This is a genomic window from Novosphingobium pentaromativorans US6-1 (assembly GCF_000767465.1).
GTDB classification, from domain to species: Bacteria; Pseudomonadota; Alphaproteobacteria; order Sphingomonadales; family Sphingomonadaceae; genus Novosphingobium; species Novosphingobium pentaromativorans.
The window spans coordinates 2247000-2262500 of record NZ_CP009291.1 but is presented as its reverse complement, the minus strand read 5'-3'; the positions used below and the strand labels follow the sequence as shown (position 1 = coordinate 2262500).

General features: G+C 63.5%; 14 protein-coding genes, 1 tRNA gene and 2 rRNA genes (1 of these 17 cut by a window edge). 15 read left to right on the top strand and 2 right to left on the bottom strand.

Features of this window, described 5'->3' with window-relative positions; all coding sequences use genetic code 11:
* The 5 genes from JI59_RS10505 to JI59_RS10485 all read left to right on the top strand — a co-directional run.
* Positions 1–2051, top strand: a 23S ribosomal RNA gene (locus tag JI59_RS10505) (it extends 744 nt beyond the left edge of the window).
* 121 nt (positions 2052–2172) lie between these two features.
* A 5S ribosomal RNA gene (rrf, locus tag JI59_RS10500) occupies positions 2173–2287 on the top strand.
* Positions 2288–2496: 209 nt separating this feature from the next.
* A tRNA-Met gene (locus JI59_RS10495) sits at positions 2497–2573 on the top strand.
* Positions 2574–3013: 440 nt separating this feature from the next.
* Complete coding sequence (locus tag JI59_RS10490; RefSeq protein ID WP_007012752.1) at positions 3014–3766, top strand: spermine/spermidine synthase domain-containing protein; 753 nt, start codon at positions 3014–3016, stop codon at positions 3764–3766.
* A gap of 128 nt (positions 3767–3894) precedes the next feature.
* A complete protein-coding gene (locus JI59_RS10485; protein WP_007012753.1) occupies positions 3895–4596 on the top strand; it encodes a Crp/Fnr family transcriptional regulator in 702 nt (233 codons plus the stop codon).
* 13 nt (positions 4597–4609) lie between these two features.
* On the opposite strand, the gene JI59_RS10480 is transcribed toward JI59_RS10485, so the two are convergent.
* The gene (locus tag JI59_RS10480; protein WP_239000554.1) at positions 4610–5917 is read right to left on the bottom strand and encodes a sulfotransferase family protein; all 1308 of its coding nucleotides are present in this window, start codon (positions 5915–5917) and stop codon (positions 4610–4612) included.
* Between the two features lie 103 nt (positions 5918–6020).
* Between JI59_RS10480 and JI59_RS10475 the strand changes: the two genes are divergently transcribed.
* The gene (locus JI59_RS10475) at positions 6021–6494 is read left to right on the top strand and encodes a GtrA family protein (protein WP_052117879.1); all 474 of its coding nucleotides are present in this window, start codon (positions 6021–6023) and stop codon (positions 6492–6494) included.
* 56 nt (positions 6495–6550) lie between these two features.
* On the opposite strand, the gene JI59_RS10470 is transcribed toward JI59_RS10475, so the two are convergent.
* Positions 6551–7249, bottom strand: a complete 699-nt coding sequence (locus JI59_RS10470) for an OmpW/AlkL family protein (RefSeq protein ID WP_007012756.1) — start codon at positions 7247–7249, stop codon at positions 6551–6553.
* Between the two features lie 235 nt (positions 7250–7484).
* Here JI59_RS10470 and ccoN point away from each other — a divergent pair, with 235 nt between their 5' ends.
* The 9 genes from ccoN to JI59_RS10425 are packed head-to-tail and all read left to right on the top strand — an operon-like array spanning position 7485 to position 15494.
* Entirely contained in the window at positions 7485–9137 is a 1653-nt protein-coding gene (gene ccoN / locus JI59_RS10465; RefSeq protein WP_007012757.1) for a cytochrome-c oxidase, cbb3-type subunit I, read from the top strand.
* 25 nt (positions 9138–9162) lie between these two features.
* Positions 9163–9912 carry a cytochrome-c oxidase, cbb3-type subunit II gene (gene ccoO / locus JI59_RS10460; protein ID WP_007012758.1) on the top strand — a complete coding sequence of 250 codons (750 nt, stop codon included), beginning with the start codon at positions 9163–9165 and terminating at the stop codon, positions 9910–9912.
* Positions 9909–10079 carry a cbb3-type cytochrome c oxidase subunit 3 gene (locus JI59_RS10455; protein ID WP_007012759.1) on the top strand — a complete coding sequence of 57 codons (171 nt, stop codon included), beginning with the start codon at positions 9909–9911 and terminating at the stop codon, positions 10077–10079. The genes ccoO and JI59_RS10455 overlap by 4 nt, the downstream gene beginning before the upstream one ends.
* A complete protein-coding gene (ccoP, locus tag JI59_RS10450; protein WP_007012760.1) occupies positions 10072–11019 on the top strand; it encodes a cytochrome-c oxidase, cbb3-type subunit III in 948 nt (315 codons plus the stop codon). The genes JI59_RS10455 and ccoP overlap by 8 nt, the downstream gene beginning before the upstream one ends.
* Positions 11020–11055: 36 nt before the next feature.
* A complete protein-coding gene (ccoG, locus tag JI59_RS10445) occupies positions 11056–12513 on the top strand; it encodes a cytochrome c oxidase accessory protein CcoG (RefSeq protein ID WP_007012761.1) in 1458 nt (485 codons plus the stop codon).
* A complete protein-coding gene (locus JI59_RS10440; RefSeq protein WP_007012762.1) occupies positions 12510–12968 on the top strand; it encodes a FixH family protein in 459 nt (152 codons plus the stop codon). Before ccoG ends, JI59_RS10440 begins: the two co-directional genes overlap by 4 nt.
* Positions 12965–15112 carry a heavy metal translocating P-type ATPase gene (locus tag JI59_RS10435; protein WP_007012763.1) on the top strand — a complete coding sequence of 716 codons (2148 nt, stop codon included), beginning with the start codon at positions 12965–12967 and terminating at the stop codon, positions 15110–15112. Before JI59_RS10440 ends, JI59_RS10435 begins: the two co-directional genes overlap by 4 nt.
* Positions 15109–15276, top strand: a complete 168-nt coding sequence (gene ccoS / locus JI59_RS10430) for a cbb3-type cytochrome oxidase assembly protein CcoS (RefSeq protein WP_007012764.1) — start codon at positions 15109–15111, stop codon at positions 15274–15276. The genes JI59_RS10435 and ccoS overlap by 4 nt, the downstream gene beginning before the upstream one ends.
* The gene (locus tag JI59_RS10425; RefSeq protein WP_007012765.1) at positions 15273–15494 is read left to right on the top strand and encodes a hypothetical protein; all 222 of its coding nucleotides are present in this window, start codon (positions 15273–15275) and stop codon (positions 15492–15494) included. Before ccoS ends, JI59_RS10425 begins: the two co-directional genes overlap by 4 nt.
* Positions 15495–15501: the final 7 nt, after the last annotated feature.

Sequence of the window (15501 nt, the reverse complement as noted above, 5' to 3'; positions counted from 1 at the left end):
GGTAACACGCACTGGAGGACCGAACCGGTGAATGTTGAAAAATTCTCGGATGAGTTGTGTTTAGGGGTGAAAGGCCAATCAAGCCGGGAAATAGCTGGTTCTCCGCGAAATCTATTGAGGTAGAGCGTCGAATGATTGCCGTTGGGGGTAGAGCACTGGATGGATGCGGGGGTCGCGAGATCTACCAATTCTAACCAAACTCCGAATACCAACGAGTCTAGTTCGGCAGACAGACGGCGGGTGCTAAGGTCCGTCGTCAAAAGGGAAACAGCCCTAACCTACAGCTAAGGTCCCCAAGTCATCACTAAGTGGGAAAGCATGTGGAACTTCCAAAACAACCAGGAGGTTGGCTTAGAAGCAGCCATCCTTTAAAGAAAGCGTAACAGCTCACTGGTCTAAATAAGAGGTTCTGCGGCGAAAATGTAACGGGGCTCAAGTGATGCACCGAAGCTTAGGGTGTGATCTTCGGATCACGCGGTAGCGGAGCGTTCCGTAGGCGAGTGAAGCGGGAGGGTAACCGACCGTGGACGTATCGGAAGTGCGAATGCTGACATGAGTAGCGATAAAGAGGGTGAGATGCCCTCTCGCCGAAAGACCAAGGGTTCCTGCTTAAAGCTAATCTGAGCAGGGTGAGCCGGCCCCTAAGACGAGCCCGAAGGGGGTAGTCGATGGGAACCACGTTAATATTCGTGGGCCTGGAGATGTGTGACGGATCGCGTGTGTTGTACAACCTTATCGGATTGGTTGTGCTTCGAAGCGGTTCCAGGAAATAGCCTCTCCGTATAGACCGTACCCGAAACCGACACAGGTGGTCAGGTAGAGTATACCAAGGCGCTTGAGAGAAGTATCCTGAAGGAACTCGGCAAATTGCCTCCGTACCTTCGGAAGAAGGAGGCCCCATGTTTGCGCAAGCAGATGTGGGGGGCACAGGCCAGGGGGTAGCGACTGTTTAGCAAAAACACAGGACTCTGCTAAGTCGGCTTCAAGACGACGTATAGGGTCTGACGCCTGCCCGGTGCCGGAAGGTTAAGAGGAGGAGTGCAAGCTCCGAATTGAAGCCCCGGTAAACGGCGGCCGTAACTATAACGGTCCTAAGGTAGCGAAATTCCTTGTCGGGTAAGTTCCGACCTGCACGAATGGCGTAACGACTTCCCCAACTGTCTCCAGGATATGCTCAGCGAAATTGAATTCTCCGTGAAGATGCGGAGTACCCGCGGTTAGACGGAAAGACCCCGTGCACCTTTACTGCAGCTTCAGAGTGGCATTGGAAAATTATTGTGTAGCATAGGTGGGAGGCTTTGAAGCACCGGCGCCAGCTGGTGTGGAGCCATAGGTGAAATACCACCCTGTGATTTTTTAATGTCTAACCTCGTACCGTTAGCCGGTACAGGGACCCTCTGTGGCGGGTAGTTTGACTGGGGCGGTCGCCTCCTAAAGAGTAACGGAGGCGCGCGATGGTAGGCTCAGGCCGGTTGGAAACCGGCTGCAAGAGTGCAATGGCATAAGCCTGCCTGACTGCGAGATTGACGAATCGAGCAGAGACGAAAGTCGGTCATAGTGATCCGGTGGTCCCTCGTGGAAGGGCCATCGCTCAACGGATAAAAGGTACGCCGGGGATAACAGGCTGATGATTCCCAAGAGCTCATATCGACGGAATCGTTTGGCACCTCGATGTCGGCTCATCACATCCTGGGGCTGGAGCAGGTCCCAAGGGTTTGGCTGTTCGCCAATTAAAGTGGTACGTGAGCTGGGTTCAGAACGTCGCGAGACAGTTTGGTCCCTATCTGCCGTGGGCGTCGATACTTGAGAGGAGTTGACCCTAGTACGAGAGGACCGGGTTGAACATGCCTCTGGTGTACCTGTCGTGGCGCCAGCCGCGCAGCAGGGTAGCTATGCATGGACGGGATAACCGCTGAAAGCATCTAAGCGGGAAGCCTCCCTCAAGATTAGGTATCTTCGAGTCGTGATAGACCATCACGTTGATAGGCCGGGTGTGGAAGCGTGGTAACGCGTGGAGCTAACCGGTCCTAATAACTCTGATCATGCTTGATGAATCCCACCATCAATGACAGCCCTGCACACCATGCAGCAGCGTCAATGATGACAGGACGATCATCCAGCCAGATAATGCACGGATACATTCATCGATTAAAAAGCACGCCGGCTCCATTGCTTGGTGACCATAGCGTCAGTGACCCACCCGATCCCATCTCGAACTCGGCCGTGAAACCTGACAGCGCCGATGGTACTTACGCTCAAGCGTCGGAAGAGTAGGACGTCGCCAGGCATTGAAGCCGGCGTGCAAAAAAACCCATCACAATGACAAAAGGGCCAAAAGCCCAAAAAAAGAGGGCCCAAGCGGCCCTCTTCGCGTTCTTGACGAACGCAACACAGCATTGACGCGGGGGTGGAGCAGCCCGCCGTTCACGCCGACGCAGTCGGAATGAACAATCAAAAAAACGCTTCCGGGCCGAGACACTCAGCCCGATACCGTGACGCGGGGTGGAGCAGCCCGGTAGCTCGTCAGGCTCATAACCTGAAGGTCGCAGGTTCAAATCCTGCCCCCGCAACCAACGGTGTACGACTTAAGCCCCCAGCGCACAGCCGCCGGGGGCTTTGTCGTTTATAGCACGCTCCCCTGGCCTCCGCCGCTGCACATTGCGCAAAATACGCGCAGCGGAAAACGAACGGTAGCCCCGCATGTGCGGGGCAATCCACAGGCCAATGCCCTGCCGGACACGTTTCTCTTGCGCCGCGCGGCAAAGGCGCTCATCGAATCCTGATCGGGGCCATTAGTTCGTAGGCAGGTCCCGGCTGAGAGACGTCCCGCGCTCCCGCTTACAGCTGGAGCGCGTAGCATGCGATTCTCCGACAGTTTCCCGAAATTTCAGTGCGTATTGCCGGCAGGCATCGTTTCAGGCCAAGCCGATTGAGCTGCCTTGCTTCCTGGCCCCCCAGACATGCAATCGACCGGACTGGAGCCGGCGCGATGCAAACTCCCCGAGGAGCATTCATGATAGAAGACGATGTGCTGGTCGGCACGGCCCATGTGCCCGAAGGTGTTGAAATGAGACTGGTGCAGCACGGCGAAGGCTTCACCATCCTGCTTGAAGACAATGAACTGATGAGCACCGAGGCCAACGCATCGGAAGAAGCGCTCGCGACCATGACCTGTGCCCGGCTTGGCGATCGCGCCGCCGTGCACATGCTCGTGGGCGGCTATGGCATGGGCTATACCCTTCGCGCAGCCCTGGGCGCTCTCGCCGAGGATGCCAGCGTGGTCGTTGCCGAAATTGTGCCCGAGATCATCGAATGGGCCCTTGGCCCCATGCGGCACATCACGGCGGGATGCCTGGATGATCCGCGGGTCATGCTGGTCAAGGAAGACCTCGCCATGCTGATCGATGCGGCACGTGAGGGTTACGATGCCATCCTGCTCGATGTGGACAACGGCCCCGAGGGCCTGACCCGTAGGCAGAACGATCTCCTCTACTCGCGCTCGGGCCTGGAGCGGACCATGAATGCCCTGACGCCCGGTGGGATTGCGGCGATCTGGTCGGCGTGGCCGGACCCGGCCTTCACGGCTCTTCTCGAAGAAGTCGGATTCGAGGTTTCGGTCGTCACGGTCACGTCCCGGCCTGGAGGAAAGGGCCATAAGCATGTCATCTGGTTCGCACGCAAGGGCGAGCGGGGGCACGTTACCGCGCCGCAGGGCAAAGCTGACCATGCCGAGGTCCTCGATTGCGGTCCTCCGGTGACTGCCTAGCCTTTTCCGTCGCTGCAGGGGCGATATGCGACCAAGGTCTGTGGTTTGCGCCTGGCTCTTTGAGCAGGCTGCAAATTGCAGTAGATGGCGTGACTTGAGCCCATCGCACACCGCTGGTAATAAACCTTATGTCCAATTGTGACCTTTGCGTCGTTCGGAACCGGGCGATTTGCGCTTCGCTCGATGCGAAGGAGCTTGAAGCTCTCAATGCGATCGGGCGCACCCGCGCGATCACGCCCGGTGAATCGCTGATCTGGGAAGGCGAGGATTCGGTCCTCGTGGCCAATGTGATCGAAGGCGTGCTCAAGCTTTCGACCAATACCGAGGATGGGCGCGAGCAGATCGTGGGCGTCGTCTATCCCTCCGACTTCATTGGCAGGCCCTTCGGCGGAACTTCCGGGCACGGCGTCACAGCCCTGACCGATGCGAAGGTCTGCGTCTTCTCGCGCCGGGATTTCGATGCCTTTGCGCGCGAGCACCCGCAGCTTGAGCACAAGCTGCTCGAGCGCACACTGGGTGAGCTGGACCGTACGCGGCGCTGGATGCTGCTGCTTGGCCGCAAGTCGGCCTCGGAGAAGATGGCCAGCTTCCTGATCGAGATGGTGGAGCGCCTCCAGGGATCCGGATGTCGCATCGATTTCGACAAGCCCAACGAACGCCATCTCACGCTGCCGTTCTCGCGCCAGCAGATCGCCGATGTCCTGGGCCTCACGATCGAGACGGTCAGCCGCCAGTTCACCCGGCTCAAGAACGAAGGCGTGATCGACCTGCCTTCACGCCGCGATGTGACGATTCTCGATTTCGACGCGCTCGTCGCCGAAGCCGGCTGACGTCGCTCCCGGTTCAGGCGATGGCTTCGCGCAGCTTCTCCTGCACGCTTGCGTAATGCCTTCGCTCTGGCGGGGGGGCGAGATCGAAGGCACCGACATAGTGTTCGAAGCGGGCGCGAACCGCGCTGCGCTCAAGCCCGAAAGCTGACAGGTCATAGCGATGGTGCTGCCAGCGATGCTGGCTGCGCGCCTTGCGGACATAGCGGCGCATGCGCGGCAGGGCCGGGGCGATCTCAATGTCCAGGAAGCGGTAGACCCGTTCCATGACGCCTTCCCAGTCGTTGTCCATTTCGCGGTAATGCACGTCGATGCGCTGGCTCGGGTGGATGCGACTGCGCGCCGCCTGCATCCGGTCGATCTGCAGACCGGTCTTCTCGAGCCAATGCCGGCCGATCCATTGCGGATCGGCCTCGTCGCTGTGAATGGTCATCTGGTTCCACACCAGCGAGCAACTGCTTCCCACGACGCGTTCGGGATCGCGATGGATGAAGATCAGCCGCGCCTCGGGGAAAACGCGCATGAGTGCGGGCAGATCGAGCATGTGCTGCGGCGTCTTGAGCACCCAGGGCTTGCGTGACCGGCTTCCCCGCGCCCAGCGGACCAGCCGCAGCAGCCGGGCCATGTGCTGGTAGGCCGGGGTTGCGTCCTCGCCTTCGGCCCAGCGGCCGTAGCTGGGCACGCGCCACTGCGCTTCGTGCTTCATGCCCCAGGCGGAGGCGACCAGCAGGCCCAGTTCCTCTTCCGGCTCGTAAGGGCCGGTGGGGTGGATGACGGCGGTACGCGGATTGAGATGGTGCACCGTCTTGAGCAGGCGGCCCGCCTGCCTGGGGCGCGGGTCCTTGCGGCCGGGACGATAGTCGGGCCGGGGAACCGGGCAAACCGTCTCGAAGAAGCGCAAGTGTTCGAAGCGGTCATCGGCCGCGAGCAGGCGGTGGAGGCGCGTCGTGCCCGATCGCATCGGACCGACGACGATCACTGGAGGGACCAGCGGTTCAGCAAGGATTTCGCGTTCGCGCTTGAACCATTGCTGCGCCCAGAGGCGCTCGCGCATGACCTTGAGGAACTGCCCCGTCGCCGCGAAATGGCCGATCGGGTTGAGCGCGGCTTCCGCCTTCAGCGCTTCGACGAGGACTTCCAGCGGCTCAAGGAACCAGGGATCGCCGAAATCGTCGAGCTCGGTCTGCTCGCGGGCGATCGAACAGAGTTCCTGCACGTCGAGCTGCACTTGCGGCATGATGGAGCAGGCATCGAGGCCGGTCAGTATGCGGTTGGCTACGGCTACCAGCGGTGAGCGAGTCGGTAACGAGAATTCTCCGGTCATGATCGCAATAAGCGCATGTCGGGAAGAATTGTTCAACTCGAAGAGAATCTTTCTGCCCGGCAAGCGGCTTGCAACAAGGCCCATGGCGTGGTGTTCAAAGGACATGCGTTCCTTTTTCCACGGATCAGGCCGACAGTCCGGTCGGTTGGACGGTGAAGTCACTCATCCCGGCCTGCGCGAACGCCTGATCAATCGTCGCAGCTCGTTGCTCTACATAAAGAATGCTGTGGCTTCGAGCGCATCGTTCTTATTCGATCTCCTTCTCATCTCATTGATGATTGAACGATGGGGCTGGAACAAGCTGGCGGCCGTGGCTGTCGGCTTCGTCCTTGCCAACGCGCTGCATTACCTGCTGGCACGGGCGTGGATCTTTCGCGGCAGCCTGCGCGGCCTGGGCAGCGGCTACGTCTATTTCCTCGGCAATGCGCTGTTCGGGCTGGCCATCATCCTGGCCCTGTTCGCGCTTCTCGCGGATGGACTGGGCGTGCCGTACCTGATCGCCAGGGTCATCGCCTCGCTTTGCGCCGGGACGATCGTCTTCATTCTCAACGCAACGATCAACTTCCGGCAGCTCTGACGAAAAAGGGGAGCCGCGAACGGCTCCCCTTCGTGTCGTCGTGAAAGAATACCGGGTCAGAAGCGGTAGGATACGCCCGCACTCAGCACCCAGGGATCGAGCTTGTGCCGGGTCTTGAGCGCCAGCGTGTCGCCTTCGTAGAAAGAGGCGGTCGGGCGCATCCAGTACTTCTTGGCGTCGAGCGAGAGACCGAAACCCTGGTCGCCCAGCGCGATGTCGACGCCGGCCTGCGCGGCAACGCCGAGCTTGTTCGACATCTTGACCTTGTCGATCCCCAGCGCTGCGGCGGTCGCGCCCGGCTTCTCGTCGAAGACGAGGAACAGGGCCGGGCCCGCGCCCACGTAAGGCTTGATCGGGCCGCCGGTGTCGAGGTGCGCCTTTGCGGTCAGCGTCGCGGGCAGGATCAGCACATGGTCGACCAGTTCCGTGCTGGCCAGGTCGCCGGCGCCGTTGACGTGATGCTGGGTGAAGCAGCAGATCGTCTCGACCGAGAACGTCTTGTTGAAGAAGTACTCGAGCGCGAGCGTGGGCACGACGTTGTCGTTCGCCTTTGTCTGCGGACTTGCGAGCGCGGCGACGGCGCCGCCCAGCGTCGTGGTGGTGTCGACGGACTTGACGCTGTCGATCTTGCCATCCGGCAGGACGGCGGTGCCGAGCACCTTGACCTGAAAGTGACCTTCAGGGCTGCCGGCCATGGCCGGAGCCGCAAAAACAGTGGCTGCGGCCAGTGCGGCCATCATCGTCAGTTTGCGCATATTGCCTGTCTTTCGTCGCCGCCGGGACCGCCCCTTGCGGTCCCCCTGTTGCCAGCGGCTGCGGAGACAGCCTTTCCTCCATCTCGCTCCGACATGATTTGATTACGCGCAAATTTCCTTGGATTTCCGTTATTTTTGCCATGCGGAGCCGATTTTGATTCCAGTCAATGCCGGATCGAATCCCTGCCTCCAAGGGGGCAGGCAGGTTCAGCAACAATCTCGAAAGAGAAGGCATATGGTAACGGTCCTTACGCGGGCAGGCGTTTGGCTTGTCGTGCTATTCCTTGCCGTCATGGCTGCTGCGATGGCAGCCGACGCAGGGTTTGCAATTCACATGGCGATCGTCGCGCTCGCGGCCTTCGTCTGCCTCTGGTTCAGCTTGCGCAACACGGATTATGCCGCCGTCTCGCGCGGTATCCTCAAGATGCCGGCGGACGAGGGCCGGTACGACGACGACCCGGTCCGCTGGGGCGTCATCGCCACGGTGTTCTGGGGCATGGCGGGCTTTACCGCAGGGCTGTTCATCGCCCTGCAGCTCACCTGGCCGATACTCAACTTCGAGCCTTTCCTCAATTTCGGGCGCTTGCGGCCGCTACATACTTCGGCGGTGATCTTCGCGTTCGGCGGCAATGCCCTGATCGCGACGAGCTTCTATGTCGTGCAGCGCACCTGCCGGGCCCGGCTTGCCTTTCCCGGCCTCGCCCGCTTCGTGTTCTGGGGCTACCAGCTGTTCATCGTGCTGGCCGCGACCGGCTACCTGCTCGGGATCACCGAAAGCAAGGAATACGCCGAGCCGGAATGGTACGTCGACTGGTGGCTGACGATCGTCTGGGTTGCCTACCTCGCGGTCTTTGTCGGCACGATCATCAAGCGCAGCGAACCGCACATCTACGTTGCCAACTGGTTCTACCTTGCCTTCATCATCACCGTGGCCATGCTGCATGTCGTCAACAACCTCGACATGCCGGTCAGCCTGCTCGGCTCGAAGAGCTACCCGCTCTTCGCCGGGGTGCAGGGCGCGCTGGTGCAGTGGTGGTACGGCCACAATGCGGTCGGCTTCTTCCTGACCGCCGGCTTCCTGGCGATGATGTACTACTTCGTGCCCAAGCAGGCCGAGCGCCCGGTCTATTCGTACCGGCTCTCGATCATCCACTTCTGGTCGCTGATCTTTCTCTACATCTGGGCGGGGCCGCACCACCTGCACTATACCGCGCTGCCCGACTGGGCGCAGACGCTGGGCATGGTCTTCTCGGTCATGCTGTGGATGCCGAGCTGGGGCGGCATGATCAACGGCCTGATGACGCTCAACGGCGCCTGGGACAAGGTGCGCACCGACCCGATCATCCGCATGATGGTCATGGCGCTCGCCTTCTATGGCATGAGCACGTTCGAAGGCCCGATGATGAGCGTGAAGAGCGTCAATTCGCTCTCGCACTACACCGACTGGACCATCGGCCACGTTCACTCGGGCGCGCTGGGCTGGAACGGCATGATCACCTTCGCCTGCGTCTACTATCTGGTGCCGCGCCTGTGGGGACGCGAGCGGCTCTACAGCCTGCGCATGGTGAACTGGCACTTCTGGCTCGCGACCATCGGCATCGTCTTCTACGCCGCCAGCATGTGGGTGGCGGGGATCACCCAGGGCCTGATGTGGCGTGAATACGGGCCCGACGGCTACCTCGTGAACTCGTTCGCCGACACCGTCGCCGCCCTGCATCCGATGTTCATCATGCGCGCCTTCGGCGGCCTGCTCTACCTTGCCGGCGCGGTGGTCATGGTGGTCAACGTCTGGGCGACCATCCTGGGCAAGCTGCGCCGGGAAGCGCCGATGCGCGATGCCGCATACGACCCGGTCGCCGACCGTCCGATCCTGGCTCCTGCCGAATAAGCGTGACGAACAGGGAACAACGACAATGACTTCCATGACCGAACGCCACAAGACGCTCGAAAAGAACGTCACGCTTCTGGGCATTGCCGCGCTGGGCGCCGTCGTGATCGGCGGCGTGGTCGAGATTGCACCACTCTTCTGGATCGACAACACGATCGAGAAAGTGGAGGGCATGCGCCCCTACACCCCGCTCGAGCAGGCCGGGCGCGACATCTACGTGCGCGAGGGCTGCTATGTCTGCCACAGCCAGATGATCCGGCCCTTCCGCGACGAGGTGGAGCGCTACGGGCACTACAGCCTTGCTGCGGAATCGATGTACGACCACCCGTTCCAGTGGGGCTCCAAGCGCACCGGGCCGGACCTTGCCCGCGTCGGCAAGCGATACTCGGACGACTGGCACGTCCAGCACCTCAAGAACCCGCAGTCGGTGGTGCCGGAATCGGTAATGCCGCAATACGGCTTCCTCGCGGAAAACGACCTTAACGTGCCCGACATCGCGGCGAACCTCACGGCGCTGCGCCGGGTGGGCGTGCCCTATACCGACAAGGACGTGAAGATGGCGCTGGCCGACCTCGAGGCCCAGGCCGATCCCGAGGCGGACGCGGGCGATCTTGAGGAGCGTTACCCCAAGGCGCAGATCCGCGATTTCGATGGCAATCCTTCGCGCCTGACCGAAATGGACGCGCTGGTCGCCTACCTCCAGATGCTCGGCACGCTGGTCGATGTCGACGGCGCCGCGGCGCAGGAGGAACTCGCTCTGGAGCGCGGCCGATGAGCACGCATTCCACTTACGACTGGCTGCGGCACATGGCCGACAGCTGGGGCCTGCTGGCGATGCTGCTGGTCTTCGTGGTGCTGGTCGCCTGGCCTTTCCGGCCCGGCCAGCGCGCGAAGAACGACCATGCCGCCAACATGATCTTCAAGGACGAGAACGATGGCTGACGCTCACAATTCGCCGGCAGCCGCCAGCAGGCGCATCGACGAAGCGACCAACACCGAAACCGTCGGCCACGAGTGGGACGGGATCGAGGAACTCAACACCCCGCTGCCGCGCTGGTGGCTCTGGACCTTCTACGCGACCATCGTCTTCGCGATCGGCTACTGCGTGGCCTATCCGGCCTGGCCGATGATCTCGGGCGCGACCGAGGGCGTGCTGGGCTGGTCGAGCCGTGGCCAGCTCCAGAACGAACTGGACGCGCAGCAGGCGGCGCGCGCCCGGACGGTGGCCGCGCTGGCGGACATGCCGATCGAGCAGTTGCCGGACCATCCCGCACTGATGCGCGCGGCGATTGCCGGCGGATCGGCGGCTTTCAAGGTCAATTGCGTCCAGTGCCACGGCGCAGGCGCTGCGGGCTCGAAGGGCTATCCCAACCTCAATGACGACGACTGGCTGTGGGGCGGCGATCTCAAGACCATCGAGACCACGCTGATTCACGGCATTCGCCAGCCGGGCGACGATGCGACGCGCCAGTCGATGATGCCCAACTTCGGTGCCGATGGCCTGCTGACGGCGGAACAGATCGGCCAGGTCGCCGACTATGTCCTGACGCTCTCGGGCAAGGCCAGGGCCAGTGCATCCTCGCAGCAGGGCGCGCAGGTCTTCGCCGACAACTGCGCGGTGTGCCACGGCGCCGCGGGCAAGGGCAGCCGCCAGTTCGGTGCGCCGAACCTGTCGGATGCGATCTGGCTCGACGGCGGTCGGCGCGAGGATGTCGTCGCGCAGCTCACGCGTCCGCACCACGGCGTGATGCCGGCCTGGGGCAATCGCCTCGATCCGGTGACGATCAAGATGCTGGCGGCCTACGTCCACTCGCTGGGCGGCGGCGAAGACTTCGCCGAGACCCCGGCCCCACCCGATACGCAACCGACAGAGGCTGAATAAGCCGCCTGCCGCTCTGCCCCCAAGCGGACTGGAACGATGAACAAGCCCGACCAGATCAAGACGCAGGACCGCCCCGCTTCGCTCTATGCAAAGCGGGAGCCGGTCTTCAACCGGCGCATCGACGGCAAGTTCCGTCGCCTCAAGTGGGCGATCATGGTGATCTGCCTCGCGATTTACTGGGGCACGCCGTGGCTGCGCTGGGACCGCGGCCCCTATGCGCCCGATCAGGCGGTGCTGGTCGATCTGGCCCATCGCCGCTTCTACATGTTCGGCATCGAGATCTGGCCGCACGAATTCTATTTCGTGGCAGGGCTGCTGATCATGGCCGGCATCGGCCTGTTCCTCGTCACCAGTGCCGTGGGCCGCGCCTGGTGTGGCTATGCCTGCCCGCAGACGGTCTGGACCGACCTGTTCCAGCATGTCGACCGCTTCTTCGACGGCGACCGCAATGCCCGCTTCCGTCTCTACAAGGCCCCCTGGGGACCGGCCAAGATCGCCCGGCGCCTCGCCAAGTGGACGGTCTATCTCGCGATCAGTTTCGCCACCGGCGGCGCCTGGATCTTCTATTTCGCCGATGCCCCCACGCTGCAGCACGCATTCTGGACCGGCACCGCCGACCCTGTTGCCTACGCCACGGTGGCGGTGCTGACGGCGACCACGTTCGTGCTCGGCGGCTTCATGCGCGAGCAGGTCTGTGTCTACATGTGCCCCTGGCCGCGCATCCAGACCGCGATGCTCGACGAGAAGTCGCTGATCGTCACCTACAAGGACTGGCGCGGCGAACCGCGCGGCAGCGTCAAGAAGGCCGGGAAGAACCCCGACAGGTTCGGCGACTGCATCGACTGCAACCAGTGCGTTGCAGTCTGCCCGACCGGCATCGACATCCGCGAAGGGCCGCAGATCGGCTGCATCACCTGCGCCTTGTGCATCGATGCCTGCGACCGGGTGATGGGTGAAACGGGCCGTCCGCGCGGCCTGATCGACTACGCCACGCTGGAGGATGCCGAACGCGAGAAAGCGGGGCAGCCGCCGACCCGCCACCTCAAGCTCATCTGGCGCCCGCGCACGATGCTTTACTTCGCGGTCTGGGGCGGGATCGGCCTCTCGCTGCTGTTCCTGCTGGGCACGCGCGTGCACACCGACCTGACCGTCGCCAAGGATCGCAACCCGCCCTACATCCTGCTGAGCGACGGTTCGGTCCGCAATGCCTATACCTTGCGCCTGCGCAACATGCAGGGCCGCCCGCGCAAGATGGAGATTTCCATCGAGGGACTTCCCGGAGCGAAGATCTGGAGCGACGACGTCGGCATGGCCGAGGCCGGGACCGCGCTGACCCGCATCGTGCCCGCCGACGAGACCCAGAGCCTGCGCGCCTACCTGGTGGTACCTGCCGGTACCCCCGCGCAGGAGTTCACCTTCCACTTGCAGGCCCTTGGCGAAGCGCGCGAACAGGACAGCGCCGAGGCCCAGTTCGATGCCCCGGGAGAGCAATGATGAGCCGCACTGTCCGCCCCTTTACCGGCAAGCACATGACCGCGATCCTCGTCGCAGGCTTTGGCGTTGTCGTGGCCGTCAATTTCACGATGGCCGGGCTTGCCAGCTCGACCTTCGGAGGCGTCGTGGTCGAGAATTCCTACGTCGCCAGCCAGCATTTCAACCGCTGGCTCGATGAAGCGAAGTCGGAAAAGGCGCTGGGCTGGACGCTCCATGCCGATCGCCGTGCCGATGGCCGCGTCGTTGCCATTCTGGGCGAGGTGCCCACCTTTCCCACGGTGACTGCCGTGGCCCGCCACCCGCTGGGCCACAAGCCGGACATGACGCTGCATTTCGAGCGCGATGCCGGTAGCGACTGGGTCAGCCGCGAAGTGCTGCCCAACGATCGCTGGACCCTGCGCTTCGCGGTCGAGGCAGGCGGGCGCACCTGGCGCACCGAGCAGGCGATCCGATGAACGCGCCGGTTTCCGCCCTCACCGCACAAGGCGCTGCCGCACAGGCCTGTATCGACAGCCGCTTCACGGTGCCCGGCATGCGCTGCGCGGGCTGCATCGGCAAGGTCGAGCGCGGGCTTGCCGCCGTGCCCGGGGTCGCTGCGGCGCGCGTCAATTTCTCCGCCAGGCGCGTCGCGGTGAGCCACGATCCCGCACTGACCGGCGATGCCATCATCGAGGAACTGCGCAAGCTGGGTTTCGAGGCCGAGCGCGCGGCCGAGAACCCGCTGGGCCGCGATGACGCCGAAACCCGGCGCCTGCTGCGCGCACTGGCGGTGGCCGGCTTCGGCATGATGAACATCATGCTGCTCTCGGTCAGCGTATGGGCCGGAGCCGGGGGCGAGACGCGCGAGCTGTTCCATCTGCTCTCGGCGCTCATCGCCATTCCCGTCATCGCCTATGCCGGCAGGCCCTTCTTCGGCTCGGCGCTGATGGCCTTGCGCTACCGCCGTACCAACATGGACGTGCCGATCTCGATAGGCGTCCTGCTGGCGACGGGGATGAGCCTTTACGAGACGCTGACCGGCGGCCCCCATGCCTATTTCGACGGCGCGGTGATGCTGCTGTTTTTCCTGCTGGCGGGCCGCGTGCTCGACGCGATGATGCGCAGCCGCGCCCGGTCGGGGATCGCCGCGCTGCTGGGCCGCATGGGGCGCGGCGCGCATGTGCTCGAAGCGGACGGTTCCACCCGCTATGTCGAGGCGGACCGCCTGGCCCCGGGCATGATCATGCTGGTGGCCGCCGGAGAAGCGCTGGCCGCCGACGGCGAGATCGTCGAGGGGCGCACCACCGTCGATTCCTCGATGCTCACCGGTGAGAGCGATCCGCGACCGGCAGGCACGGGCGAGACGATCCATGCCGGGATGATTAACCTGGGCAATCCGGTCCGGGTCCGGGTGACCGCGGCGGCGCAGGATACCGCGCTTGCCGATATCGCCCGCCTCATGGACGAGGCCGGTCAGTCGCGTTCGCGCTACGTCCGCATCGCCGACAAGGCGGCGCGCTACTATGCACCGGCAGTGCACAGTCTTGCGTTCCTGAGCTTCTGCGGCTGGATGCTGGCGGGGGCGGGTCTCTACAAGTCGCTGCTGATCGCAGTGGCGGTGCTGATTATCACGTGCCCTTGCGCGCTGGGCCTTGCGGTACCGGCGGCGCAGGTCGTTGCTGCCGGCGCACTGATGAAGCGCGGCCTGCTGATCAAGGACGGCTCCGCGCTCGAACGTCTCGCCGAAGTGGATGAAGTGCTGTTCGACAAGACCGGTACGCTCACCCTTGGCGAGCCGCGCCCCGTCGACCTCACCATGCTTTCCCCCCGGCAGCGCAGCATTACGCTCGCACTGGCGCAGGCGAGCCGCCATCCGCTCAGCCGCGGTCTGGCGAGCGCCCTGCGCGGCGAAGGCGTCGAACCGGCCACGCTCGATGCCCTCAGCGAGACGGCAGGGCACGGGATGGCCGGACGCTGGGCGGGAGAAGAGGTCGCGCTGCTGCGTCCGGAAGTGGAAGCGGGCGGACTCGCCGTCGACCTGCTCGTCGGAGGGGCGCGCACGCGCATCGGCTTTGCCGATCTGCTCCGCCCGGACGTGCGCGAGACGCTGGAGCAGCTTCGCGCACAGGGCATCGTTTCGGCCATCGCCTCGGGCGACCGGCAGGCGGCGGTGGCGCAGGTCGCGCGCGAGCTGGGGCTCTTCGCTACCGCTGCCATGCGTCCGGCCGACAAGCTGGCGCTGCTGGAGCGCAAGGCGGGGCAGGGCCGCAAGGTCCTGATGATCGGCGATGGCCTGAACGATGGCCCTGCGCTTGCCGGTGCCCATGTCTCCATCGCTCCCGGCGGGGCGAGCGACGTCAGCCAGCAGGCTGCCGATGCCGTCTTCGTCGGCGACAGGCTCATGCCGGTTTCCATGGCGATCCGGGTGGCGCGTGCCACCATGCGGGTGGTGAGGCAGAACTTCGCACTGGCCGCCATCTACAATCTCTTTGCAGTGCCGCTGGCGATTTTCGGATTCGTGACGCCGCTTCTTGCCGCCATCGCAATGTCGGCCAGTTCCTTGATCGTGGTCGGGAATTCGCTGCGAGTTGCGCGCGCGGCCGGCAGGCAGGGCGCATGACCATTCTTGGCTTCCTCATCCCGCTGGCACTGCTTATGGGCCTCGCCGGGCTCGGCGCCTTCTTCTGGGCGATGAAAAGCGGGCAGTTCGAGGATCTCGACGGTGCGGCCAACCGCATCCTGATCGATGAAGACGACGATCTCGATGGGAACAGCAATTCGTGAATCGCCAGCTTGCCCTGTTCGCCGCTCTTGCCTTGTTGCCCGCCATGCTCGGCCCGCTCGAGGCCGAGGCGCGTGCACTTGTCGCCCCGCTGTGCGGCGGCGGCGCGGTCTCGATTCCGGTCGCGCCCGATGGTCCTCCGGGACCGGTGCAGGGGCCGTGCTGCGCGAAAGGGTGCCACACCGGGTCTTCGCGCAAGCGGCTTGATCGAACGCAATGACGAGCGG

What these genes read in the sequence shown, in the direction of transcription:
- JI59_RS10490 (WP_007012752.1), top strand. Translation starts at nt 3,014, where the DNA reads ATGATAGAAGACGATGTGCTGGTCGGCACGGCCCATGTGCCCGAAGGT.
- JI59_RS10485 (WP_007012753.1), top strand. Translation starts at nt 3,895, where the DNA reads ATGTCCAATTGTGACCTTTGCGTCGTTCGGAACCGGGCGATTTGCGCT.
- JI59_RS10480 (WP_239000554.1), bottom strand. Translation starts at nt 5,917, where the DNA reads ATGACCGGAGAATTCTCGTTACCGACTCGCTCACCGCTGGTAGCCGTA.
- JI59_RS10475 (WP_052117879.1), top strand. Translation starts at nt 6,021, where the DNA reads ATGCGTTCCTTTTTCCACGGATCAGGCCGACAGTCCGGTCGGTTGGAC.
- JI59_RS10470 (WP_007012756.1), bottom strand. Translation starts at nt 7,249, where the DNA reads ATGCGCAAACTGACGATGATGGCCGCACTGGCCGCAGCCACTGTTTTT.
- ccoN (WP_007012757.1), top strand. Translation starts at nt 7,485, where the DNA reads ATGGTAACGGTCCTTACGCGGGCAGGCGTTTGGCTTGTCGTGCTATTC.
- ccoO (WP_007012758.1), top strand. Translation starts at nt 9,163, where the DNA reads ATGACTTCCATGACCGAACGCCACAAGACGCTCGAAAAGAACGTCACG.
- JI59_RS10455 (WP_007012759.1), top strand. Translation starts at nt 9,909, where the DNA reads ATGAGCACGCATTCCACTTACGACTGGCTGCGGCACATGGCCGACAGC.
- ccoP (WP_007012760.1), top strand. Translation starts at nt 10,072, where the DNA reads ATGGCTGACGCTCACAATTCGCCGGCAGCCGCCAGCAGGCGCATCGAC.
- ccoG (WP_007012761.1), top strand. Translation starts at nt 11,056, where the DNA reads ATGAACAAGCCCGACCAGATCAAGACGCAGGACCGCCCCGCTTCGCTC.
- JI59_RS10440 (WP_007012762.1), top strand. Translation starts at nt 12,510, where the DNA reads ATGATGAGCCGCACTGTCCGCCCCTTTACCGGCAAGCACATGACCGCG.
- JI59_RS10435 (WP_007012763.1), top strand. Translation starts at nt 12,965, where the DNA reads ATGAACGCGCCGGTTTCCGCCCTCACCGCACAAGGCGCTGCCGCACAG.
- ccoS (WP_007012764.1), top strand. Translation starts at nt 15,109, where the DNA reads ATGACCATTCTTGGCTTCCTCATCCCGCTGGCACTGCTTATGGGCCTC.